Origin of the sequence: Methylotenera mobilis 13, from assembly GCF_000384255.1 — a bacterium.
GTDB lineage: Bacteria > Pseudomonadota > Gammaproteobacteria > Burkholderiales > Methylophilaceae > Methylotenera > Methylotenera mobilis_B.
In genome coordinates this window covers 1,167,873-1,190,364 of record NZ_KB913035.1, presented here as the reverse complement: position 1 = coordinate 1,190,364, position 22,492 = coordinate 1,167,873, and the positions used below count along the sequence as shown (strand labels likewise).

The 22,492-nt window shown below is 42.1% G+C and carries 23 protein-coding genes; 14 read left to right on the top strand and 9 right to left on the bottom strand.

Annotated features, from left to right (window positions below; translation table 11 throughout):
• Window positions 1-36 precede the first annotated feature (36 nt).
• Window positions 37-2,277, top strand: a complete 2,241-nt coding sequence (locus tag A391_RS0105730; protein WP_019897999.1) for a TonB-dependent receptor — start codon at window positions 37-39, stop codon at window positions 2,275-2,277.
• Between the two features lie 324 nt (window positions 2,278-2,601).
• Complete coding sequence (gene hslO, locus A391_RS0105725; RefSeq protein WP_029144021.1) at window positions 2,602-3,513, top strand: Hsp33 family molecular chaperone HslO; 912 nt, start codon at window positions 2,602-2,604, stop codon at window positions 3,511-3,513.
• Between the two features lie 89 nt (window positions 3,514-3,602).
• Here the strand turns inward: hslO and A391_RS0105720 are convergent, their stop codons facing one another.
• Both A391_RS0105720 and A391_RS0105715 read right to left on the bottom strand, forming a co-directional pair.
• Complete coding sequence (locus A391_RS0105720; protein ID WP_051089070.1) at window positions 3,603-4,127, bottom strand: pilin; 525 nt, start codon at window positions 4,125-4,127, stop codon at window positions 3,603-3,605.
• Between the two features lie 7 nt (window positions 4,128-4,134).
• Complete coding sequence (locus A391_RS0105715; RefSeq protein ID WP_019897995.1) at window positions 4,135-4,926, bottom strand: TrmH family RNA methyltransferase; 792 nt, start codon at window positions 4,924-4,926, stop codon at window positions 4,135-4,137.
• 141 nt (window positions 4,927-5,067) lie between these two features.
• On the opposite strand from A391_RS0105715, the gene aqpZ reads away from it, so the two are divergent.
• The 4 genes from aqpZ to A391_RS0105695 all read left to right on the top strand — a co-directional run bounded on the left by aqpZ (window position 5,068) and on the right by A391_RS0105695 (window position 7,979).
• Complete coding sequence (aqpZ, locus tag A391_RS0105710) at window positions 5,068-5,757, top strand: aquaporin Z (protein WP_029144019.1); 690 nt, start codon at window positions 5,068-5,070, stop codon at window positions 5,755-5,757.
• A gap of 118 nt (window positions 5,758-5,875) precedes the next feature.
• Window positions 5,876-6,601: a 16S rRNA pseudouridine(516) synthase gene (locus tag A391_RS0105705; RefSeq protein WP_029144018.1), complete on the top strand. Its 726-nt coding sequence runs from the start codon at window positions 5,876-5,878 to the stop codon at window positions 6,599-6,601.
• 111 nt (window positions 6,602-6,712) lie between these two features.
• On the top strand, window positions 6,713-7,297 hold the full coding sequence (locus A391_RS0105700; protein WP_019897992.1) for a DUF502 domain-containing protein: 585 nt from the start codon (window positions 6,713-6,715) through the stop codon (window positions 7,295-7,297).
• A 91-nt stretch (window positions 7,298-7,388) separates the two neighbouring features.
• Window positions 7,389-7,979, top strand: a complete 591-nt coding sequence (locus A391_RS0105695) for a lipocalin family protein (RefSeq protein WP_019897991.1) — start codon at window positions 7,389-7,391, stop codon at window positions 7,977-7,979.
• Between the two features lie 18 nt (window positions 7,980-7,997).
• Here A391_RS0105695 and A391_RS0105690 read toward each other — a convergent pair whose 3' ends face one another.
• Together A391_RS0105690 and A391_RS13745 are read right to left on the bottom strand one after the other, a co-directional pair.
• Window positions 7,998-8,849, bottom strand: coding sequence for a TraB/GumN family protein (locus tag A391_RS0105690; RefSeq protein WP_019897990.1), 852 nt, complete (start codon window positions 8,847-8,849; stop codon window positions 7,998-8,000).
• 39 nt (window positions 8,850-8,888) lie between these two features.
• Complete coding sequence (locus tag A391_RS13745; protein ID WP_019897989.1) at window positions 8,889-11,042, bottom strand: YgiQ family radical SAM protein; 2,154 nt, start codon at window positions 11,040-11,042, stop codon at window positions 8,889-8,891.
• A 206-nt stretch (window positions 11,043-11,248) separates the two neighbouring features.
• On the opposite strand from A391_RS13745, the gene A391_RS0105680 reads away from it, so the two are divergent.
• A complete protein-coding gene (locus tag A391_RS0105680) occupies window positions 11,249-11,878 on the top strand; it encodes an exopolysaccharide biosynthesis protein (RefSeq protein ID WP_019897988.1) in 630 nt (209 codons plus the stop codon).
• Window positions 11,879-11,898: 20 nt separating this feature from the next.
• Here A391_RS0105680 and A391_RS0105675 read toward each other — a convergent pair whose 3' ends face one another.
• The 4 genes from A391_RS0105675 to A391_RS0105665 all read right to left on the bottom strand — a co-directional run bounded on the left by A391_RS0105675 (window position 11,899) and on the right by A391_RS0105665 (window position 15,116).
• Window positions 11,899-13,305, bottom strand: a complete 1,407-nt coding sequence (locus tag A391_RS0105675; protein WP_019897985.1) for a multicopper oxidase family protein — start codon at window positions 13,303-13,305, stop codon at window positions 11,899-11,901.
• Window positions 13,305-14,078: a TolC family protein gene (locus A391_RS14575; protein ID WP_232416145.1), complete on the bottom strand. Its 774-nt coding sequence runs from the start codon at window positions 14,076-14,078 to the stop codon at window positions 13,305-13,307. Before A391_RS14575 ends, A391_RS0105675 begins: the two co-directional genes overlap by 1 nt.
• Before the next feature lie 8 nt (window positions 14,079-14,086).
• On the bottom strand, window positions 14,087-14,701 hold the full coding sequence (locus A391_RS14570) for a TolC family protein (RefSeq protein ID WP_232416144.1): 615 nt from the start codon (window positions 14,699-14,701) through the stop codon (window positions 14,087-14,089).
• Between the two features lie 127 nt (window positions 14,702-14,828).
• Complete coding sequence (locus A391_RS0105665) at window positions 14,829-15,116, bottom strand: hypothetical protein (RefSeq protein WP_232416143.1); 288 nt, start codon at window positions 15,114-15,116, stop codon at window positions 14,829-14,831.
• A gap of 222 nt (window positions 15,117-15,338) precedes the next feature.
• On the opposite strand from A391_RS0105665, the gene aat reads away from it, so the two are divergent.
• The 4 genes from aat to aroA all read left to right on the top strand — a co-directional run bounded on the left by aat (window position 15,339) and on the right by aroA (window position 19,197).
• Window positions 15,339-16,028 (top strand): leucyl/phenylalanyl-tRNA--protein transferase, encoded by a 690-nt coding sequence (gene aat, locus A391_RS0105660; RefSeq protein ID WP_019897980.1) that lies wholly within the window; start codon window positions 15,339-15,341, stop codon window positions 16,026-16,028.
• Window positions 16,029-16,117: 89 nt separating this feature from the next.
• Window positions 16,118-16,852 carry an arginyltransferase gene (locus A391_RS0105655; protein WP_019897978.1) on the top strand — a complete coding sequence of 245 codons (735 nt, stop codon included), beginning with the start codon at window positions 16,118-16,120 and terminating at the stop codon, window positions 16,850-16,852.
• Window positions 16,853-16,930: 78 nt separating this feature from the next.
• Window positions 16,931-17,812, top strand: coding sequence for a prephenate dehydrogenase (locus A391_RS0105650; RefSeq protein WP_019897977.1), 882 nt, complete (start codon window positions 16,931-16,933; stop codon window positions 17,810-17,812).
• Between the two features lie 104 nt (window positions 17,813-17,916).
• Window positions 17,917-19,197 carry a 3-phosphoshikimate 1-carboxyvinyltransferase gene (gene aroA, locus A391_RS0105645; protein ID WP_019897976.1) on the top strand — a complete coding sequence of 427 codons (1,281 nt, stop codon included), beginning with the start codon at window positions 17,917-17,919 and terminating at the stop codon, window positions 19,195-19,197.
• 56 nt (window positions 19,198-19,253) lie between these two features.
• Here aroA and A391_RS0105640 read toward each other — a convergent pair whose 3' ends face one another.
• Window positions 19,254-19,478, bottom strand: a complete 225-nt coding sequence (locus A391_RS0105640) for a DUF2061 domain-containing protein (protein WP_019897971.1) — start codon at window positions 19,476-19,478, stop codon at window positions 19,254-19,256.
• A 108-nt stretch (window positions 19,479-19,586) separates the two neighbouring features.
• On the opposite strand from A391_RS0105640, the gene cmk reads away from it, so the two are divergent.
• The 3 genes from cmk to A391_RS0105625 all read left to right on the top strand — a co-directional run bounded on the left by cmk (window position 19,587) and on the right by A391_RS0105625 (window position 22,420).
• Window positions 19,587-20,273 (top strand): (d)CMP kinase, encoded by a 687-nt coding sequence (gene cmk / locus A391_RS0105635; protein WP_019897970.1) that lies wholly within the window; start codon window positions 19,587-19,589, stop codon window positions 20,271-20,273.
• A gap of 321 nt (window positions 20,274-20,594) precedes the next feature.
• Window positions 20,595-22,097: a 30S ribosomal protein S1 gene (rpsA, locus tag A391_RS0105630; protein ID WP_019897969.1), complete on the top strand. Its 1,503-nt coding sequence runs from the start codon at window positions 20,595-20,597 to the stop codon at window positions 22,095-22,097.
• A gap of 41 nt (window positions 22,098-22,138) precedes the next feature.
• Entirely contained in the window at window positions 22,139-22,420 is a 282-nt protein-coding gene (locus A391_RS0105625; RefSeq protein ID WP_015832458.1) for an integration host factor subunit beta, read from the top strand.
• Window positions 22,421-22,492: the final 72 nt, after the last annotated feature.

The following is a 22,492-nucleotide window of genomic DNA, read 5'->3' as shown; positions in this document are numbered from 1 at the left end:
GCAGAATATTAAATATAAAATCACACGGAGATAGCAATGCAGTTTATTGGTAAGCAGATTCCTGCAAATGAACAACCTAACGATGGATTTAAAGTATCTAAATTAAAATTAGCGATTCATAGTGTTTTGATCGGCACTAGCGCTATATTAATGGTGAATCCTTTAATTGCATCAGCAGAACCCAATGCAGAAATCACACTTGAAGTAGTTGATGTCGTTGCACCAGCATTAAGCGACACACGCCCAGTAAAAGGCTATAACGCGAAAAAAACTACATCTTCCACCAGAACAGATACTGAGTTACGTGATACCCCACAATCTATCTCTGTGATTCCACAAGACTTAATTAAAGACCAATCTATACAAAGTATTTCACAAGCGGTGCAATATGTGCCTGGTGTAACGGCCGCGCAAGGTGAAGGAAACCGCGACGCACTGGTATTTCGTGGCAATGCAACTACGGGAGATTTTTTCCTAGACGGACTCCGCGATGATGTACAAACGTATCGTGATATCTACAATACAGACCGAATTGAAGTCCTTAAAGGTCCTAATGGTATGGCTTTCGGTCGCGGTGGCGCAGGTGGCGCTATTAACCGTGTGACAAAAGAAGCTGGCTGGGATCCAATCCGTGAAGTTACTGCTAGCTATGGCGCATACAACTTTAAGCGTATAAGCGGAGATTTTGGGCAAGCATTAAATGATGAAGTTGCTTTTCGCTTGAATGCAGTCTATGAAGATTCAGGCTCATACCGTGACGGAGTGAATATCGAGCGTTACGGCTTTACACCAACTTTTACCATTCGCCCTTCAGATAAAACAAAAATTGTGTTAAGTGCAGAGTTCTTCGAGGACAAACGTATTGCAGATCGTGGTGTACCATCATCAGGTACTATAAATGCTAACCCTAGCGTAGCTAATCCAGATTTCAATCGCCGCCCATATAAAATTGGTGACCAAGACCAATTTTTTGGTAATGCACGCTTGAGTCCAACGGAAACAGAAACAATCGCATTTAATGCAAAAATTGAACACGCTTTTGATAATGGTATTGCTGTAAAAAATAGTACACGTTACGCTCATTATGATAAGTTCTATCAAAACGTATACGCAGCTGGCGCAGTCAGAAGCAACGGTCAAATACAACTAGGCGCGTATCGTGATGATACTACTCGCGAAAATTTAATTAATCAGACTGATATTACCTACACAGCTAAATTAGGTGCTACTGAGCACAAGTTACTTGCAGGTGCAGAATTCTCTGTTCAAGACACAACTAATAAACGCTTAACTCCAACTGGCGGTGAAAATTTAACACCTCTTGTTTCTGCTAGCAATCCTTTCGTATCAAACATTGCGTTCAATACAGTAAGCAGAGACCAAAAAAGCGACGTTACTGTAGCGGGATTTTTTGTTCAAGACCAAATTAAACTCTCCCCTAAATGGCAAGCGATTGTCGGATTACGCCATGATAACTTTGATACTGATTACACTGATGTACAAAACAGAAATATAATCAAAGCTAGCGACAACTTACTGTCGCCACGTGCTGGTTTAATATTCAAACCTTTAGAGCCTGTATCGCTTTACGCAAACTACAGTGTTTCATACGTCCCCCGTGCTGGCGACCAATTAACTTCACTAACTGTAACTAATTCAACTTTTAAGCCTGAGAAGTTTACAAACTACGAAATCGGCGCGAAATTGGATTTAAATTCCAACTTAGCGTTTACTGCAGCAATTTACCAATTGAAACGTGAGAATGTGCAAGTAGCCGACCCAAGCAATACAGGTATATCAATGCTATTAGATGGTCAGGAAACAAAAGGTATTGAACTTGGTTTAACTGGAAACATTACTAATAAGTGGAGCATATATGGAGGTATAGCGCTTCAAGATGGCGAAGTGACTAAACAACAAGTAAATGCGAATGCTAACAACACCATCAACAAAGGCGCGGAATTAGCACAAACACCTGATCGTACATTGTCATTGTGGAACAAATATCAAATAAACCCAATGTGGGCTGTCGCTCTTGGTGTGATTAGCCGATCAGAAATGTATGCAGCGTCACCTACCGCCTCACAAAGCACATTGTTACCTGGTTACACGCGCTACGATGCTGCTATTTTTGGCAAGTTAAGTGATAAATTGCAACTGCAATTGAACATCGAAAACTTAACTAATAAAGAGTATGCGCTGTATGCACATAACAACAACAACATCACACCGGGCTCTCCAATCACTGGTAGAGCAACGATGATTTACAACTTCTAATCAGTTAAAAAAGTAATACTGCCCTAAAAATTGGCCCAACCATCTTAAGAGAATGGTTGGGCCAATTTCATCACTAAGTCTCAATAGTCGTTTAAAACAAATAGTAAATTTTAAGTTAGCTATCTACCAAAACGATTTATTAAACGATTTATTAAACGATTTATTAAACGTTCTAACACTATTATTCCATTCAAATAATTAACAACAATCTACACTCTAACTAATACACGTAATTGTCATTACCTATCTACTCATACAAGTTCTTAATTAAATAATCCCAAGCAAATATTTTTATATCATCGGCGCAACTGTTAAAATGCGATGATGAATAAATTACCAGACACTCTCCAACGCTTTGTATTTGAAAACACACCAATACGTGGCAACCTTGTTAATTTAACAAGTACGCTACAACTAGCGCTCAATAAACAGCATTTACCAGCGGGTTTAAAACGTGCGCTTGGTGAACTAATGGCTGCTAGTGCATTACTAACCGCAACGCTCAAAATGAGTGGCTCACTTGTACTGCAAATTCAAAGCAAAGGTGCATTAAAACTACTCGTTGTAGAGTGTAATTCTGAGTTTGGTATTCGCGCCACAGCTAAGTGGAAAGGTGAAGTATCGGATGAGCAGAACTTATTTGACCTCATCGCTCATGGGCAATTTATGATTACGCTAGACCCCAAAGATGGGCGCCAAGCATATCAAGGCATCGTACCGCTTGAGGGGGATAGCATAAGTACTATTCTTGAAAACTACATGTTACGTTCTGAGCAAATTGATACCAGAATTTGGCTACATTGCGATGGAAACTCTGCAGCCGGTATGTTGTTGCAAAAACTACCTGAAACAATGAATCAAATCACACAAACAGAAGACTTGAGCTCTCAAGATCTAGATGCATGGAACCGTATCGGTCATTTAGCTGGCACTATTACAGACGATGAACTACTTAATCTGCCAACAGAGATTTTATTAAAACGCTTGTTCCATGAGGAGGATGTTCGTCTTTTTGAAGCAAGTAATACAAAATTTTATTGCAGTTGTTCTCGAGAAAGCGTTTCAGGCATGCTGCGTATGCTAGGCAATGAAGAGATTACAAGCATTATCGAAGAGCAAGGAAAAATTGAAGTCAATTGTGACTTCTGCAATGCACACTACAGCTTTGATAAAGTAGATGCAACGCAACTAATGGTGACTGAAGTTGCAACGAAAGCAAGCGCTAAGATACATTAACTCATCTAAACAAGCACATTTAAACTTAAGCAGGCTTGGACAACAGCTTTGTTAATCAAATAACAAGGGAACCACAATTAGAACTAAGTTTATCTGCATAGTTGTGGTAAAAACTCAGATGAAATATTAGTTCTGTTTTCACCTTTTACTGTCATATTTTCCGGTGCCTTGGCATGACCACACACCCAAGTTACCGGTACTACTTTTGATTCTTCAATCACGGCTGGTCTTAAAGTAAGTACTTTATCTTTAATTTGTGGATGGGCTTTGTTACCAAAAGTCATGTGAATAGCGCCGTTATCAATTTCTAATGCACTAATAAAATTACTCACCACTTTATCTGGGTTAGGTAGATCAGCTTCTGCGTTATCAGCCAACATCACCTGAGAAATTGACCAAGCTGCGGCAATAGGTGCTTTAGCAATATCTGCCAATGGCATAGCGGCTGTTATTTGCTCCCTAATAATTTTGCTCATGCTTGATGGAATTGCCACCATCGCTAATATGCCTAAAATAGCGACGACTACCATCATTTCTATCAGACTAAACCCGAACAACTTAGACTTCAACTGTTTAAGTTTGATTGGCATATTATTGACCCTAAAATTCGTCATGATAGTGCTAAATTAAGTTTGCTTGCCGCATACGCTCGTACAAACAAACAGCCGTAGCTGCACCGGCGTTTAAAGACTCAACCGAGCCCAAGGATGTCTGCGCCATCGGAATGGTAATCCTCTTGGTTGTGGCAGCAATCGTCTGGCTACGTAATCCTGCACCTTCGTTACCAATCACAAACGCAGTGGGTGCAGATAAATCTTGTGAGTAAAGAGACTCTCCCTGCATCGCAGTTGCGTAGCTATTTCCTTCAAATGCTTGCAATGTTTTCACTAAGTCTGCACGCTCGACAATCGGCAGCACAAACTGTGCGCCCTGACCGCCTCGTAACGCCTTAGGTGACCACGCATCAGTGCAGCTAGTACTTAAATACACCACTTCAACACCCGCTGCAGCCGCTGTGCGCAACATGCTACCAATATTACCTGGGTCTTGTATATCTTCTAGCATTAATGCAAATACTGGCATCTCTGGAACAGGCAATTGCGGTATTTTGACCAACGCCAAAATACCTGTTGCGTTAGTCACAGGGGTTAACTCTGCAAACATCAAAGTAGGCAACATGATGGTTGGTATATCGACTAAGGCTTGTATCAGCCCTGTTGCCTCCACGGTACTTTTGCCTTCTGGAATAATCACCAAATCTGGCTCACCAAACGTAGCCATATAGGATTCAATAAGATGCACGCCATCCAGCAGTGTTTTGCCTTCAGCACGGCGCTCTCGTGCGTTATCCGCAAATTTCTTAAGTTGTTTAAAAACTGGATTGTCGCGTGAGACGATGTGCTTAAAAGACATATGACGATTGTTTACAATTTAAAGGCCTAGTTTAACCTAATCTTGCTTGTAGTCACATCATGATTGCAGTAAATTAGCGAGGCAATTGATATGCATGCTGTCCATTTAAAATCTAATAATCGTTATATTATCGGAGGAATTATGTCATTATCAAAACGTTCACTTGCTGAGTTAATCGGCACATTCTGGCTGGTATTAGGCGGCTGCGGCAGCGCAGTGCTTGCTGCTGGCATCCCAGAGTTAGGCTTAGGTTACCTTGGCGTTTCATTCGCATTTGGTTTAACAGTGGTGACCATGGCCTATGCCATCGGCCATATTTCAGGTTGCCATCTTAACCCTGCTATTTCTATTGGCTTAGTTGCAGGCGGCCGTTTCAACGCTAAAGAACTTCCTCACTATATTATTGCGCAAGTATTAGGCGCTATTTTGGCTGCATTGCTGATTCGCACCATTGCAAGTGGCATGGAGGGTTATGCTGGTGGCTTAGCGTCTAACGGTTTCGCTGAACACTCCCCGCACGGCTACAGCATGATGGCAGGCTTAATCATTGAAATAGTCATGACTGCAATGTTTCTATTTATCATCATGGGCGCAACAGACAAACGCGCACCCGGAGGTTTAGCACCATTAGCCATTGGTTTTACATTGGTACTCATTCACTTAATCAGCATCCCTGTCACCAACACATCTGTCAACCCAGCACGTAGCACTGGCCCTGCACTGATAGAAGGTGGCATCGCATTACAACAACTATGGCTGTTCTGGATTGCACCTACCATTGGCGCTGTCATTGGTGCTGTGGCTTACAAAACTATTAGTCAACCAGATTAAGCTTTAATGTAGCTGAATTAATTAAATAGCACAAAACTCTGTACGAAATAATCCAGTTTATTCCAGCGTCCGCACTTAACCGTACGGACGTTTTTGTTTGTGCTTTATAATGGCGTCTATGGCTAAAAAACTTTCTATCGAACGCATTCTACACAACCAAGGATTTGGGGCACGCAAGCTATGCCGCATTCTAGTCATCAACGAAGAAGTGACGGTCAATGGTGAACCTTGCGATGACCCTGATGCAACATTTGAGCTAGAAAACCTGCACTACACAATTAAAGGTGAGGCATGGGACTATCGTGAAAAATCTTATCTCATGATGCACAAACCAAGTAATTACGAGTGCTCGCATAAAACTCAGCATCACCCAACCATCTACAGCTTACTCCCACACCCGCTGGTTGAGAGAGGCGTACAATGTATTGGCCGATTGGATGAAGACACCACTGGGCTGATTTTGATTTCGGATGATGGCCAGTTTATCCATCGCATGAGCTCACCGAAACACAAGGTGCCTAAAGTATATGAAGTGACTTGCAAGCACGCCGTAAGTGATGAGCAAATTGCTCATATTTTGAAGGGCGTACAATTAATTGATGAGGATGCTCCGATTGCAGCCCTCGCCTGCACAAAAGTAAGCGACCACGTGATTCACATGACGCTAGCAGAGGGGAAATACCATCAGGTAAAACGCATGGTTGCTGCGATTAGCAACCGTGTAGAGGCATTAAAACGCATCAAAATTGGGCGTTTGGAGTTACCGCAAGATTTAAAGCTTGGTGAATGGCGCTGGTTAAGTGAAGCCGACCTCAATGCATTAAAAGCAGAAAATCAAAATTAATCACTTATTACCAACCCAGTTTGTAACATAGCAATAACGCAAATATAGTGATAAAACAAACTGCATCTGATCAATCGCTCAAACAGTAACACTATTTAAACTAGGAGTACGATGAAGCGCATCTATCAATACTTTTTTCGTGGCTTACTTACAGCCTTACCATTAGGGCTTACCGTATACCTGCTATTTACATTCCTATCATGGGCAGAGCAAATTGCCATGTGGTGGGTACGCCCAATCATTGGCGATTTCTACATCCCAGGCCTAGGTCTTGTGTTAGGTTTGGGCGGTATCGTCCTACTCGGCTACCTTGTGTCACACAAACATATATACAAAGTGCTATCGCTGATCGAGTTTCCCTTTACAAACCTACCAGTTGTAAAAAGCATCTATTCATCATTAAAAAGTTTTGCTGATTATTTTTCACCGCATAAAAAAGGCAGCTCTCAGCAAGCCGTTACCTTAAAGATTCCTGGACATGCGCTTGAAATGGTAGGCTTAATTACCAGACAAAATACAGATGGTTTGCCTGATGGATTTATTCAGGGTGACCGTGTAGCTGTCTACTTACCGATGGGTTATATGATTGGTGGTTACACTGTTTTTGTGCCGCGTGATTGGTTAATGCCAATTGATATGTCAGCAGAAGAAGTCATGCGATCTTCACTGTTTGCGTGGATGTTAAAACCAGATTAATGTCAGTCAATTATTTAAATAATGATCAATAGAATTTTTAAACCACTTAATGGTCAGATGACTAACTATAAAATATTAGAATTTGCTCACGATGACACTACTCAATAATTCATTACGTCACTTACTTATTTCAAGCTGCTTACTACTATCTTCATGCATGAGTGTACCCGACAATGTAAAAGTGATTGAAAGCTTTGATGCCAACCAATATCTAGGCACTTGGTATGAGATTGCACGACTAGATCATAGCTTCGAACGAGGCCTAGATAATGTCACAGCGACCTACAGCCTGCGTGATGATGGCGGAATTAAAGTAATTAATCGTGGATTTAATTCAAAAACCAAAGAGTGGGAACAAGCAGTGGGTAAAGCCTATTTTATTGATCCCGTTAATGCAGACAAAACTAACACTGGCAAACTGAAGGTGTCGTTTTTTGGGCCGTTTTATGGCGCGTACAACATTATTGAGTTGGATAAACCATATTACAACTACGTAATGATTTGCGGCCCAGACAAATCTTACTTCTGGATTCTTTCGCGCACGCCACAGCTATCCTACCCAATTAAGCAACATTTAATTGCACAAGCTAAAGAGCTTGGATTTGATACAGACAAATTGATTTATGTAAATCAGTCGCCAGAAGTGGTCAATTACGAAGCTGGGCGTCATGTGACGCAATAAGTGCGGTTAGATTAGTAATTATTTAACTACGCTGATCTTGTAACCAGCTTTTTTCAGTGTAGCCACAAGCCCAGTTTTACCAGCTAGGTGTGAAGCGTCTACTGCCACAAACAAGCTTTTATCATGTGCTTTAGCTAGGATACGCTCAGCCATCGCCAAGTTACGCTCGTCTAACAATTTAACACGCATACGCGCCCACAATTCGGCAGGAAGCATACTCCCTGTCATCTTATCATTCATGGCACTCAGCTTATCTGCATCACCTTTTAAATAAGCTTTTACTAGCTGCTCGTAATCTCGCTCTTTAGTTTTCTGACTACGCCTTAACACCTTGCGTAAAAAAGCCACCTGCTCATCAAGCGTTAAGCCATCCATCACAGAAAAATGCTCATCAGCCGTTTCTAAGCCAATGACATCCTTACCTAAATCTTCAGCCAAACGCATTAGTAAATTATCTTGCGCGTAAGGGGTTAATGGTCTTGGTGAATCAAAGACCACGGCTAACAACCAAGGCTTTGTACGCAACACGGCATCTCGATGCATCACATGAAAATCTGCTAATACATATACCTGTTCCAACTCCTGTGCACTCAAGATAGTGCTGAGATTAGCATCTTGCATCTGCAAAATACTAGTGTCTTTAGGTGGTTCAACTTCCATCATAAAAACATCGACAGCTTTTAGTGCTTCTATCACTCGAGGGGAGAACTCAGTGACCCGATTATCGTCAGTATGAATCGTACCAAACAAGTAAATGGGCTTGCTCGAGTTTGACTCGGCTTTCCAGAACAGCCCTTGCTCAGCAAAAGCTGTAATACTTAGTAAAGACAGCAATAAAGCATAAATGAGGGATTTACAAAAATTAAGCATCAATCACCTTAAAGTCACACCACTCTCATGCAGAATTGCCTAAGAGTATTTACGTTTTTTCTCTGTGGTTCTTCTAGGACGCACAGTTCGCTCCAACTGCTCACCGCGTACCGTCGTCACAGGTTTAGTGGAAAGTGGTTGCCAGGCTGGAATCAAACAATGCTTACCACTGCCAATCAAATCATCACGGCCCATTTTTTTGAGTGCTTCGCGTAACATCGGCCAGTTATTAGGGTCATGATAGCGAATAAATGCTTTATGTAACTTACGTACATTACCTGCTTTAGGGATAGGCACATCATCAGAATCTGCCGTCACTTTACGCAAGGGGTTTTTGCCTGAGTGATACATCGCAGTTGCCATCGCCATTGGCGTAGGGGTAAAGGTTTGTACTTGGTCTAATTTGAAGTCGTATTTCTTTAGCCACAAAGCCAAGTTCAGCATGTCGTCATCTGTCGTGCCAGGATGCGCCGCAATAAAGTACGGAATCAAATATTGCTTCTTACCTGCTTCTGCACTGTACTTCTCAAACATGGCTTTAAATTCGTCATAAGCACCCATGCCAGGCTTCATCATTTTGCTCAGCACATTTTCTTCTGAGTGCTCTGGCGCGATTTTCAGGTATCCACCAACATGATGCTGTACCAATTCTTTGACATACTCTGGCGACTTCACAGCTAAGTCATAGCGTAAACCAGAACCGATGAGAATCTTCTTCACGCCTTTGATAGCGCGCGCCTTACGATATAACTGTATCAAAGCACTATGATCGGTATTTAAGTTCTCGCATATACCTGGATAAACGCAGCTTAACTTACGGCAATTTTTTTCTATCGTTTCAGATTTACATGCAATCCGATACATATTGGCAGTAGGTCCGCCTAGGTCTGAAATCACCCCAGTAAACCCATCCACTTTATCTCGAATCTCTTCTACCTCTTTAAGAATAGAAGCTTCACTACGGCTTTGAATAATGCGGCCTTCATGTTCAGTAATACTACAGAACGTACAGCCGCCAAAGCAGCCGCGCATGATATTGACGCTAAAGCGTATCATCTCCCATGCTGGGATTTTTGCATCTTTATAGGCAGGATGAGGTTTGCGTGCATAAGGCATGTCATACACGTAATCCATTTCTTTAGTGGTGAGCGGGATAGGTGGCGGGTTCAGCCAGACTTCACGGTCGCCATGCTTTTGTACTAAAGCACGCGCATTGCCTGGGTTAGCCTCCAAATGCAACACCCTTGATGCGTGGGCATAGAGCACAGGGTCATTAGCGACCTCTTCATACGCAGGCAAACGTACCACTTGCTTAGTTCTATCAGCCTTTGCTGCTTTTAATCTTAGGTTAGGCACAACCTCAATTGCCTTAACACCATCAGGCAACTCTGTTTTAGCCTTTGCTTCATCTGCTGCACAGCTAGCGTCTGATTTACCCATTTTCATTTCATAAGGGTCAACTGGCTTATCTACAGCACCAGGACGGTCTAGCTTGGTGCTTTCAATCTCACTCCAACCTTCTGGAATCTTTTTACGTAAAAAAGCGGTGCCGCGGATATCTTGAATATCGGCAATATTCTCGCCTTTCGCAATTCTGTGACTAAGCTCAACTAAAGCGCGCTCTGCGTTTCCATACAATAAAATATCAGCTTTAGAATCCACTAAAATGCTGCGACGTACTTTGTCAGACCAATAGTCATAATGGGCAATACGGCGTAAACTCGCTTCGATACTACCAATCACCAAAGGTACATCAGAATATGCTTCGCGGCAACGTTGGCTATATACCAACACAGCTCGGTCTGGACGTTTATTAGCTGCGGCATCTGGCGTATAGGCATCGTCACTACGGATTTTTCTATCTGCAGTATAACGATTCACCATGCTATCCATATTGCCTGCGGTGACCCCAAAATAAAGATTAGGCTTACCTAATACTTTGAACGCATTGGCATTTTGCCAATCTGGTTGCGCGATAATCCCTACTCTAAAGCCTTGCGCCTCTAGCAAGCGGCCAACTAAAGCCATACCAAAGCTAGGGTGGTCAATGTAAGCATCCCCTGTAATCAAAATGATGTCGCAACTATCCCAGCCAAGAGCGTCCATCTCTGCGCGCGACATCGGTAAAATTGGTGCAGGCCCAAACCGCTTCGCCCAGTAAGGACGATAGCTAGGAATAGGTTTTGCTAACATTGTTGAATATTGTTCCAAGGTATCTGCTATAAATCGATAAAAGTGCGCGCATTTTACGCGCTAATCATATGATTAAAAAGCTTTTTTATAGTTCAATCGTTATGGAATGCAAACTAAATAAATTTAATATCACTTTTTAAAGACTATAACCCGCATTATTACTTACAATATAAGCACATACCATCCATGAATCTAGACAAAAACTTATGCGCAGCTACGAAAGTTTAGTACAAACTTTGCATCAATTCGCAGAAAAAGCAAAAGACAAGCCTTTAACGGTAGGCGAAGCGCTAGATACCCTAGATGAAGCTGGCTATGCATTTATTTGCATCATTCTGGTACTGCCATTTCTGCAACCTATCCCTCTAGGTCCATTCACTGTACTTGGGGGAATCGCTTTTGGCACGTTAGGCTGGCAATTGTTACGTGGTCATGAATCTCCCATATTGCCAAAGAAAATATTAGCCATTGAATTTAATGAGAAAACTTGGAGAATGCTAGTTAAAGTCTGCATAGAGATTTTAGGTTTATGCAGAAAAATTAGTAAGCCACGCTATCCACTAATCGCAGAAGGAAGGCGTGGTCAGAAAATTGGTGGCTTTATCTTATTGGCAGCTGGCGGATTGATGGCAATCCCTTTTGGGGTATTGCCATTCAATAACTTCCTCCCTGGCTTAGCCATCCTGTTTTACTGCATCGGTGAACTTGAAGATGATGGGCTCATGTACTTGATTGCATTCTTTTGGCTCATCATCACGGTGATTTATTTCGCCGTGTTCTTTTTTGCACTTTGGTATTTTGGTGAAAAGGCATTAGCATTTTTCAACATACGCTAAATACTAATGCCCTGACAATGCTAATGACCTGAATGCCCTGAAGGTTTGCGCACTTGAACCTCCACTGCTGATTGCTCATCAGTCGCTGGTGGTCTGGTCACAGCAGGCACTTCACCAACGTACTCGTAAGCTACCGTCCCTTTAGGATGCTGATAGGGGCCAGGGTCCTGATAGTCATTTTTAGCAAGTCCCTCTCGCACTTTTAGCGTTGTTAACATCCCGCCCATATCAATGGCACCATATTGCCCCGTCCCCGTCATCATCGGCAATGTGTTTTCAGGCAAGGGCATTTCCATCATGCTCGCCATCTCACTCATTTCCGCCATGCCTGTTTCACCCATTGCCATATAATCTGGCAATAAATCACCAACCTTTTTTACAAGGTCATGCTGTTTAACCCCTATCATATTTGGCACATCGTGGCCCATTGCATTCATGGTATGGTGACTTTTATGACAATGAAAAGCCCAGTCACCCAACTCATCTGCAACAAACTCAATCGCTCTCATCTGCCCGACCGCAATATCCGTGGTGACTTCTGGCCATCTAGCTGATGGTGGCACCCATCCGCCATCGGTGCCAGTTACTTGAAACTCGTGGCCATGCAGATGTATCGGATGATTGGTCATCGTGAGGTTTCCCACTCTTATTCTTACCTTGTCATTTTTATTCACAACCAAAGGGTCAATCCCAGGAAAAACACGGCTATTAAATGTCCACAGATTAAAATCCAGCATGGTGTTAGTTTTCGGCGTGTAACTACCAGGCTCAATATCATAGGCATTGAGTAAAAAGATAAAATCACGGTCAACTTGCATAAACTTTGGATTTTTGGGGTGTGTCACCCAACTACCCATTAAACCCATCGCCATTTGTGTCATTTCATCTGCATGAGGGTGGTACATAAAAGTACCCGCCCGCTTTGCTTCAAACTCATACACATAAGTTTTACCTGGTGGTATAGCGGGCTGAGTTAAGCCGCTTACGCCATCCATGCCGTTAGGTACACGCTGACCATGCCAATGCACGCTGGTTTTTTCAGGAAGTCGATTCGTCACGAAAATCCGAACACGGTCACCCTCTACCACTTCGATGGTAGGCCCAGGGCTTTGCCCGTTATAACCCCATAAATGTGCTTTCATTCCTGGCGCCATTTCACGTATCACTGGTTCTGCCACAAGGTGAAACTCTTTAACACCATTTCGCATCCGCCAAGGCAGGCTCCAACCATTCAGCGTTACCACAGGGTTATATGGTCGCCCATTATCTGGATGCAATGGCGCTTGGGTGTTAGCTTTTTCAGCTGTTACTATTTCAGGTAATGCAGCAAGGGCAACTTTATTGACAGCGGTTAATGCAATGCCAGCCCCAGCCAACTTAAAAAAATCACGCCTTGTTATATTTTTTGTTGATTTTGGCGTATCCATTATTCATTTCCCTCAATCAAATTAACACTCGCTATCATGCTCATTTGCAGCCCCGCTTCTGCTAGCCAAAATGCATGTAGTTTTTTAATATAAGTATTGACACTATCTACCTGAGCACGCGCGCTTGAAAAAAGCTCAAATGGGCTCACCAGCATACCGTTATAACGTAGCTGGTTCTCATCCAATACTTTTTTACGCAAAGGTACAATTTCGTCTCGATATTGCTTAGCAATTTCATAACTAGCTAAGTAGTGATTATGGGCCACTCTAATTTCAGATTGCGTATCAATCAGCATTTGTGCGGTACGGTTAACCGCCTGCATATAGCTCGCCTCGGCACGCGCTACCTTTGCACTACCCCAATCGAACAAAGGTAGCTCAAAAGACAAATCAACGCCTTTTTTGTATTCATCGCCTCGCCGCCCTTCTAACACTCTGGCAGGGCCTATTTCAAAAACGTTGATAAATCTTGTCACCTTAGTTAAGCCTAAACGCTTTGCCAAGTTTTGCGTTTCTAACCGCATCGCTTGTAAATCCAGCCTTTGTTCAAAAGCGCCTTGCTCAAACTTCATTAACTCAACCGTCGTTTTTGGCAGATCAGGTAATAGTTTCTGTAGTTTTATTTTTTCTACAGATACCCCTAATAATCGAGACAATGCCTCATGCGCACGTATCTGCTGATTTTTAGCTTCCAGCACACCCAAAACCGCATCAGCAAAAAACCCTTGCTCCCTTGCCAGCTCAAGACTATTCCAGTTACCAGCGCGCTTCATACGCTTTGCTAACTCAGCGCTTGCCTCTGCAGACGTTTTACCTGCAAGCTGTAATCAAGCTGTTGATGAGTGGATATTGCATTGAAATATGCAACCCTTGTTTGATATGCCAATCGCAACACATTAAGCGCGACATCTTGTTTGGTTTTCTCAAAATGTTGGCGCTCAATTTCCAACACTTTAGGCATTGTCACTAATGAAAAAATATTAAACGTGAGCGCCTGCTCAATTTTATACTCACCATGATTGCGTGCATAAAACATTGAGAACTTGGGGTTAGGTAAACGGCCTGCTTGCACGATATCAGACTCGGCAATGCCTAAATCATAAAGCGAACTCTGTAAGGATTTATTGTTGAGTAATGCAATCTGTACTGCATCTTCAACGCTTATTGGCTTCGCCAACATCTCATCAACGCGTGTAGAGATAGTCGCTTGCTCATCCGCTGATTTTGGCCAAACAACTTCTTGTTTGATATGCTTTTGAACGACAGACTTCACCTCACCTAGGCCGCCATCTTGAGAAAAAGTGGCGCATCCTGTGAGCAATAAACCAGTAAAAACACAGGCAATAAACCTGTAGGGGGAGTGCAATTCATTCAAGAATTTTTGTTCCCTATTCATACAACCTCCATATTCAGTCAGAAGCTTGTGGTGAGAATCCACAAACATCGATACACACTCGTTAAAGTGCGCTAAAACGATGAGCATAGCTAAAAAACAGCCTATGCTCATACGCTAGGCTGTAATCTCAAAGAATAGGGGGTTTTTGCGGTTGAATAGTAACTGGGGATAGATAAATTGGCGCAAATAAAACCGCCAAAACCATTTTAGGCTTAATAGCAACTGCGCTTAATGGCGCTTGTGGAAGCGCAGAAAAACAAGCAAAACAATGATGACATTGATTACAACGACTATGCACATCAACATCTTGATCAGCACTTTTGTCTTGATTGTGGCAATGTGCTGCATCTTGTGAATGATCCTGATGTTGTACAACAATACTTTCTTTTACATTTTCAAAAGGTTTAGACGTCATTATTCCCGCCGCGTAAACTGTATTTGTAACAAACACAGCAAGTAGCATAACTACGAAAACTCTTAAAAAAGGTGACCTAAACAATTTCATCAATATGTATGATTATCTAATATTTGAAATTTAGATATCTAAACTTACGTTCAAATGGTATATCTAAGCAACATACTTACCTTACACTGTTAGCATAATACGAATAAGACAAGAGAATCAAGACCAAAGTTTATGAGCCACGGATATTATCAACTACCCAATGGTCGAGTTGCCAGTATTGATGGTGATTGTGACTTTCCACCGCTCACCGAAGCACTGACAGACCCCAATGGTTTAGTCGCGATTGGCGGAGATTTATCTCTACCGCGCTTGCTCGCAGCTTATCACCAAGGCATCTTCCCATGGTTTAGTGATGGCGAACCCATTATGTGGTGGAGCCCTAACCCACGCATGGTGTTATTTCCAAACGAGCTAAAAATATCAAACTCGTTACAAAAAACATTGAAGAAAAAAGTTTTCGAAGTTCGATTCAACACTGCATTTCGCGAGGTTATCACTGCCTGTAGCGCTACCACACGGTCTCAACAAGCTGGCACTTGGATTACACAAGATATTATTGAAGCCTATTGTAGATTATATGAGGCAGGGTTTGCAGTTTCAGCAGAGGCTTATTTCGATAACCAATTAGTCGGCGGTTGCTATGGAGTACGCATAGGCAATATGTTTTATGGTGAAAGCATGTTTCATCACAAAACTGATGCCTCCAAGGTCGCATTTGTAAGTCTAGTGCAGCACCTAACAGCGCAAAGCGTAGCGCTGATTGACTGCCAAATGAAAACAGCACACTTATCCAGCTTTGGCGCACGTGAAATCAACCGTGAAGAGTTTGCAACTCGACTAGAAAAATTGACCATTAGCTAATGCTTATCAATACTAAACTGACAGATAATTAAGTGTGGAAAACACCAAGCTTAGCAACCTTGATTGAAAATTAGGATTATACTTTTGCCATGAGTTTACCTAGCGATACACCACTGCAAAAACTGCAATTTTATGTCACCACAGGCTACACTTGTGGCTATTTGCCAAACAAAATGGCACAAAGTTTAATTGCAGCACCACAGCATCTGGTCGATGCAAAAGTATATAGCGGCTTGATTCAACAAGGATTTAGACGTAGCGGTAAGTTTTCGTACAGACCCCATTGTGAAAGCTGTCAAGAATGCATACCAGTCAGAATCATTTTAGATCAATTCAGTCCAAACCGTAGCCAGAAACGCGCTTTTAAACAACACAACAACCTCACCACCGCCATATTGCCAGTAGGCTTTCATGAAGAGCACTATGATCTGTACGTAAGCTATCAACGTGCCCGTCATAGTGAAGAAAAAATACAAGATGAAACAGCACCTCAAGAAAATGATGTTGAGCAATACCAAAGCTTTTTATGCCAATCCAACGTAGAAAGCGTCATGGTTGAATTTCGTGAAAACGAACAACTTAAAATGGTCAGTGTTATCGATATTGTTCGGGATGGCATATCAGCGGTTTATACCTTTTATGAAACTAAAGATACTGCGACCAGCTACGGGACTTACAATGTGCTATGGCAAACACTTTGGGCTAAAGAGCTTGGTCTACCTTACCTTTACCTAGGTTATTGGATTAGAGATAGCAAAAAAATGGCTTATAAACAAAATTATCAACCACTAGAAAAACTCATCGACGGCGAATGGATCAAGTAAACACATCCACTTTAGCTAAAGCAGAGTAATAAGGTTCAATGCTACAATTAGGCATATTGATAAAAGAATGAATATGCTTTGAAAAATCAGGTTCTAAAAAAACTCGTTATTTTTGGCGTAGGTCTCATCGGCGGCTCTGTTGCAACTACACTAAAAAAAGCAGGAAGCTCGGCAGAAATTGTAGGCGTTGGTCGATCTAGCGAAAGTCTGCAAACAGCCATCGATTTAAACGTCATTGATACGGCAAGCAGCAACATCGCTGAAGCACTTTTGCATGCTGACATCGTATTAATTGCCGCACCAGTGGCACAAACACCGCTGATTCTAAACGCCATTAAGCCTCACCTGCATGCAGATACCGTGGTGACTGATGCTGGCAGCACTAAAAGTGATGTACTCGCCTGTGCTAAAGAAATCCTAGGAGAGCAATTTACTCAATTTGTTGGTGGGCACCCAATCGCGGGCGCAGAAAAAAGCGGTGTGACAGCAGCTACGGCAGATTTATACATCAACAAAAACGTAGTATTAACACCGACTCTCGACACTAACCAGAACGCAGTCCAACGTGTACGTGAACTATGGCAAAATTGCGGTGCAAATGTCACTGAAATGCCAGCAGAAACACACGATGGTATCTTTGCCGCCGTTAGCCACCTTCCACATCTACTCGCTTTCGCGTTGGTAGATGACATTGCATCACGCGCTAATGCAGAGCAACTATTTGGATTTGCAGCTAGCGGTTTTAGAGACTTTACGCGTATTGCAGGTAGCCATCCTGAAATGTGGCGTGATATTAGCTTGGCAAACAAAACTGCATTACTGAATGAAATCACAGCATACCAAGATGAATTATCTCGACTAAAACAAATGCTGGAACATGATGACGGCGATGCGTTACATGCCTTGTTTGAGCGTGCCAGTACGGCTCGCAACAACTGGGCAAAACTTAAAGAGCAATAATTTTTAAAGAACAAAAAAATTTAAAGAACAATAACTTTTTAAGGACTGTAAATTTCAAAAATTACACACTTAATGCGTAATCACCTAAAGCTAAAGAATTAACCATGGAACAACTTACACTCGCAGCCAGCAGCCAAGCACAAGGCACCATTACCCTACCAGGTTCAAAAAGTATTTCTAACCGCACATTACTGCTTGCGGCACTATCTAATGGCACTACCGAAATACGCGACCTACTGGCATCTGACGACACATCACGCATGCTAGAAGCCTTGCAAATCTTAGGCGTAAAACTAGATAACTTTGCTGAAAACGCATGGCGCGTAACTGGTTGTGGCGGCAACTTTCCTAACAAAAATGCAGATTTATTTTTAGGCAATGCAGGTACTGCGTTCCGTCCATTGACTGCTGCCTTAGCTTTCAGTAGTGGCAATTATGTCCTGTCTGGCGTGCCGCGTATGCATGAGCGCCCAATTGGTGACTTAGTGGATGCCTTAAAACAAGCAGGTGCCGATATTCAATATTTAGGCAACGATGGCTTTCCTCCATTAAAAATTGCTCAGCCTCAAATTGACTTATCCAAGCCGATTAAGATTCGCGGTGATGTATCTAGCCAGTTTCTAACCGCGCTACTAATGGCATTACCATTGACTACCCAACAAGCCACCATTCAAGTCGTAGGTGAGCTAATCTCCAAACCTTACATTGAGATTACACTCAACCTCATGGCAAAATTTGGCGTTCAAGTTGAGCGTAATGGCTGGCAAAGTTTCATCATTCCTGCCAACAGCCACTACATCTCACCCAAAGAAATTTTTGTAGAGGGCGATGCGTCTAGCGCCTCATACTTTTTGGCAGCAGGTGCAATTGCAGGCAATGTAACGGTAGCTGGATTAGGTAAAGACAGCATTCAAGGCGATGTACGTTTTGCAGATGCACTAGCGCTGATGGGCGGCAATATCAACTACGGTGATAATCATATTACTGCAACTAAAGCAGCCAATATCAAGACTATAGATATTGACTGCAACCACATTCCAGACGCAGCGATGACGCTCGCAATTGTGGCCTTATTTGCAAAAGGCACTAGCATATTACGTAATATCGCAAGCTGGCGCGTTAAAGAAACTGACCGTATTTCCGCCATGGCAACAGAGCTACGCAAAGTAGGTGCGATTGTTGAAGAAGGTGCTGATTACATTAAAATCACGCCACCAGCACAATTGACTCCAAACGCAGTGATTGACACCTATGACGACCACCGCATGGCCATGTGTTTTTCACTAGTGAGTTTAGGTGGCGTACCTATTACCATTAATGACCCCAATTGTGTGGCTAAAACGTTCCCTAACTATTTCGCCGAATTTAAAAAATTAATCGCTTAAATCTAGCATCCAAATCAACATGGCTTCATTGCAATAATGTGATTGATTACTCATAATTAATGAATATGAAGCCAACCAGCCTTCACTGCGTTTGCATGCATTTTAGGATCAGCTTCAGAAAACTTTTTCCAAGCTTTTTCATGAAAGTGAAATACCACCGTGTTACAAGCAGGCTCAATCACAGCGAGCATACCGCCTACCATAGCGCTACCTGTCAATAAATAACCTACCGTAAATGCGACGGTAAAGTGTAAAATCGCAAATGAAAATGTTTTAGCCATGTTGCTCTCCAGAAATTACTAATTGCAATGAGACTATCATCCACCCAAGCAACAATTAAATCTAATTGATTGTTATTAACGCTACGATAAATTTTACAAATGAATAAAATGCAAGTGAACACAACACCAGCGCAACACATCCCAGTCATTACCATCGATGGTCCATCCGCTTCAGGTAAAGGTACCGTCGCACAATTGGTTGCAGATAAACTTGGATTTGCCTATTTAGATTCAGGTGCGCTATATCGCGTTGTTGCTTTTGCTGCGCAACAAAATAACATTGCGTGGAATGATGCCAACGCCGTTGCTGAATGTGCAAAAACACTCAATATCAAATTCAAAAACGATCAGATACTCTTAAACGATCATGACATTTCAAATGAGATTCGCACAGAATTGATGGGTAAAGGTGCTTCACAAGTTGCAGTACATGCATCAGTAAGAGCTGCCTTAGTTGACTTACAGCATAGCTTTCATCAAGCTCCCGGCTTAGTTGCTGATGGCCGTGACATGGGTACAGTGATTTTCCCATTTGCACCACTCAAAATATTTCTTACCGCATCAACTGAAATTAGAGCAGAACGTCGCTACAAGCAACTGCTAGGCAAAAATCAGCCAGCTAACTATGAAAATATTTTGCAAGACTTACAAGAACGCGATGCAAGAGACAAAGGCCGAGCCAGTGCTCCCTTAGTGATGGCAGAAAATGCAATATTGCTGGAAACTGACAACCTAGGGATCACAGACGCCGTTAATACTGTTTTAAATGCCTATAAGAACGTTAAAACTAGCTAAAAACAGCATATCTAACCTTAAGTTTAGAGAATCTGACTTAAAACTTAAGGCTATCCAGATTAAACTTAAAACTATTCATATTTCGAAATAGAATCAAGTTTACATTGCAACATCTTGATTTCGCCAAAAATAGTACTTAAAAAGTATTATTTATATCAAAATTATTAGCAAAAATTTGTAAATAGTCTTTTATTTTTCAATGTTTTAGTTATAATTCCATCTTTGGGTTTCTAAAACTCGGTATCGTCCTACGCATCGCACCGATTCGTAGCTTTTTAACTACCCCACTGCTAGGTGGGATATTTTAGGTAATTTTAATTAATGGCTTCTACTTCTAATTCTACTGCTTCATCTATGGAATCTTTTGCTGCGCTTTTCGAAGAAAGCTTAGCTCGCCAAGAAATGCGTTCTGGCGAAGTGATCACTGCTGAAGTTGTTTCTGTTGATAATGATCATGTGATCGTTAACGCAGGTCTTAAATCTGAAAGCGTAATCAACGCTGATGAATTCCGTAATGCTCAAGGTGAACTTGAAGTTCAAGTGGGCGACTTTGTTAAAGTAGCAATTGAGAAGCTAGAAGACGGCTTCGGTTCAACTGTTCTTTCACGCGAAAAAGCTAAACGCATGGAAACATGGTTAGACCTAGAAGATGCAATGAACGAAGGCCGCATCATTAAAGGTTTCGTAAGCGGTAAAGTTAAAGGCGGTTTACGCGTATCTGTAAACGGCATCATGGCATTCTTACCAGGTTCATTAGTTGACGTACGTCCAGTAAAAGACACTACTCCATTCGAAAACAAAGAATGTGATTTGAAAGTGATCAAACTAGACCGTAAACGTAACAACATCGTTGTTTCACGCCGCGCTGTCATGGAAGTTTCTGCTGGTGCTGACCGCGAAGCTTTACTAGGTACATTGGCTGAAGGTGCTGTTGTTAAAGGTATCGTTAAAAATATTACTGACTACGGCGCGTTCGTAGACTTAGGTGGCATCGATGGCTTGCTACATATTACTGACTTGGCATGGCGTCGTGTAAAACACCCATCTGAAGTATTAACAGTAGGTGAAGAAGTTGAAGCTAAAGTATTGAAATTCGATCAAGAGAAAAACCGTGTTTCATTAGGTATCAAACAATTAGGCGACGACCCATGGGTTGCATTAACACGCCGCTACCCAGTAAGCACACGCTTGTTCGGTAAAGTGTCTAACTTGACTGACTACGGTGCATTCGTTGAAATCGAACCAGGTATCGAAGGTTTAGTTCACGTTTCAGAAATGGACTGGACAAACAAAAATATTCACCCAGGCAAAATCGCTCAATTAGGCGACGAAGTTGAAGTAATGATTCTTGAAATCGACGAAGCTCGTCGTCGTTTATCTTTAGGTATGAAACAATGCCAAGCTAACCCTTGGGATGACTTCTCTGCAACTCACGCTAAAGGCGACAAAGTTTCAGGCCAAATCAAATCTATCACTGACTTCGGCGTGTTCATTGGCTTGCCAGGTGGCATTGATGGTTTAGTTCACTTGTCAGATTTATCATGGACTCAAACTGGCGAAGAAGCAATCCGTAACTTCAAAAAAGGTGACGAGTTGCAAGCTGTGATCTTGGCAATCGACGTTGAAAAAGAGCGCATTTCTTTAGGCGTTAAACAATTGTCTGCTGATCCTTCAGGCGCAACTTCTGAAGAAAAATCAGATGCTAAACCTAAAGCTAAATCTGCTAAAACAAAAGAACCTGCTCCAATGCCTGATGACGGTGCTGCTGCTGGTACAACTAACTTAGGCGCATTGTTAAAAGCTAAGTTAGACAGCAAGAAATAATTAGCCCGTTATTTTAGTATCAAGAAAAAAGGCATATAAGCATGACAAAATCTGAGCTAATCACACTACTTGCAGAACGTTTTCCGCAATTAGTGATGAAAGATGCAGAGCTTTCAGTGAAGGCAATCTTAGACGCAATGTCTGACAACCTAGCGACAGGCGAACGCATTGAAATAAGAGGCTTTGGCAGCTTTAGCTTAAATTACCGTCCACCACGTTTGGGTCGCAACCCAAAAACTGGTAGCAAAGTTGAGGTACCTGAGAAACATGTACCTCACTTTAAAGCTGGTAAAGAATTACGTGAACGTGTGGATTTAAGCTAGCATTTGCTTTTAAGTTCCAGTCTAAACGGCAACCATTTGGTTGCCGTTTTTTTTATGATGGGATATACAATT

What these genes read in the sequence shown, in the direction of transcription:
- A391_RS0105700 (WP_019897992.1), top strand. Translation starts at nt 6,713, where the DNA reads ATGAAGCGCATCTATCAATACTTTTTTCGTGGCTTACTTACAGCCTTA.
- aat (WP_019897980.1), top strand. Translation starts at nt 15,339, where the DNA reads ATGAGCCACGGATATTATCAACTACCCAATGGTCGAGTTGCCAGTATT.
- rpsA (WP_019897969.1), top strand. Translation starts at nt 20,595, where the DNA reads ATGGCTTCTACTTCTAATTCTACTGCTTCATCTATGGAATCTTTTGCT.
- A391_RS0105720 (WP_051089070.1), bottom strand. Translation starts at nt 4,127, where the DNA reads ATGACGAATTTTAGGGTCAATAATATGCCAATCAAACTTAAACAGTTG.
- A391_RS0105695 (WP_019897991.1), top strand. Translation starts at nt 7,389, where the DNA reads ATGACACTACTCAATAATTCATTACGTCACTTACTTATTTCAAGCTGC.
- A391_RS0105690 (WP_019897990.1), bottom strand. Translation starts at nt 8,849, where the DNA reads ATGCTTAATTTTTGTAAATCCCTCATTTATGCTTTATTGCTGTCTTTA.
- A391_RS0105640 (WP_019897971.1), bottom strand. Translation starts at nt 19,478, where the DNA reads ATGGCTAAAACATTTTCATTTGCGATTTTACACTTTACCGTCGCATTT.
- aqpZ (WP_029144019.1), top strand. Translation starts at nt 5,068, where the DNA reads ATGTCATTATCAAAACGTTCACTTGCTGAGTTAATCGGCACATTCTGG.
- A391_RS0105680 (WP_019897988.1), top strand. Translation starts at nt 11,249, where the DNA reads ATGCGCAGCTACGAAAGTTTAGTACAAACTTTGCATCAATTCGCAGAA.
- A391_RS0105655 (WP_019897978.1), top strand. Translation starts at nt 16,118, where the DNA reads ATGAGTTTACCTAGCGATACACCACTGCAAAAACTGCAATTTTATGTC.
- hslO (WP_029144021.1), top strand. Translation starts at nt 2,602, where the DNA reads ATGAATAAATTACCAGACACTCTCCAACGCTTTGTATTTGAAAACACA.
- A391_RS0105730 (WP_019897999.1), top strand. Translation starts at nt 37, where the DNA reads ATGCAGTTTATTGGTAAGCAGATTCCTGCAAATGAACAACCTAACGAT.
- cmk (WP_019897970.1), top strand. Translation starts at nt 19,587, where the DNA reads ATGCAAGTGAACACAACACCAGCGCAACACATCCCAGTCATTACCATC.
- A391_RS0105625 (WP_015832458.1), top strand. Translation starts at nt 22,139, where the DNA reads ATGACAAAATCTGAGCTAATCACACTACTTGCAGAACGTTTTCCGCAA.
- A391_RS0105675 (WP_019897985.1), bottom strand. Translation starts at nt 13,305, where the DNA reads ATGGATACGCCAAAATCAACAAAAAATATAACAAGGCGTGATTTTTTT.
- A391_RS13745 (WP_019897989.1), bottom strand. Translation starts at nt 11,042, where the DNA reads ATGTTAGCAAAACCTATTCCTAGCTATCGTCCTTACTGGGCGAAGCGG.
- A391_RS14570 (WP_232416144.1), bottom strand. Translation starts at nt 14,701, where the DNA reads ATGAATAGGGAACAAAAATTCTTGAATGAATTGCACTCCCCCTACAGG.
- A391_RS0105715 (WP_019897995.1), bottom strand. Translation starts at nt 4,926, where the DNA reads ATGTCTTTTAAGCACATCGTCTCACGCGACAATCCAGTTTTTAAACAA.
- A391_RS0105705 (WP_029144018.1), top strand. Translation starts at nt 5,876, where the DNA reads ATGGCTAAAAAACTTTCTATCGAACGCATTCTACACAACCAAGGATTT.
- A391_RS14575 (WP_232416145.1), bottom strand. Translation starts at nt 14,078, where the DNA reads ATGAAGCGCGCTGGTAACTGGAATAGTCTTGAGCTGGCAAGGGAGCAA.
- A391_RS0105665 (WP_232416143.1), bottom strand. Translation starts at nt 15,116, where the DNA reads ATGACGTCTAAACCTTTTGAAAATGTAAAAGAAAGTATTGTTGTACAA.
- aroA (WP_019897976.1), top strand. Translation starts at nt 17,917, where the DNA reads ATGGAACAACTTACACTCGCAGCCAGCAGCCAAGCACAAGGCACCATT.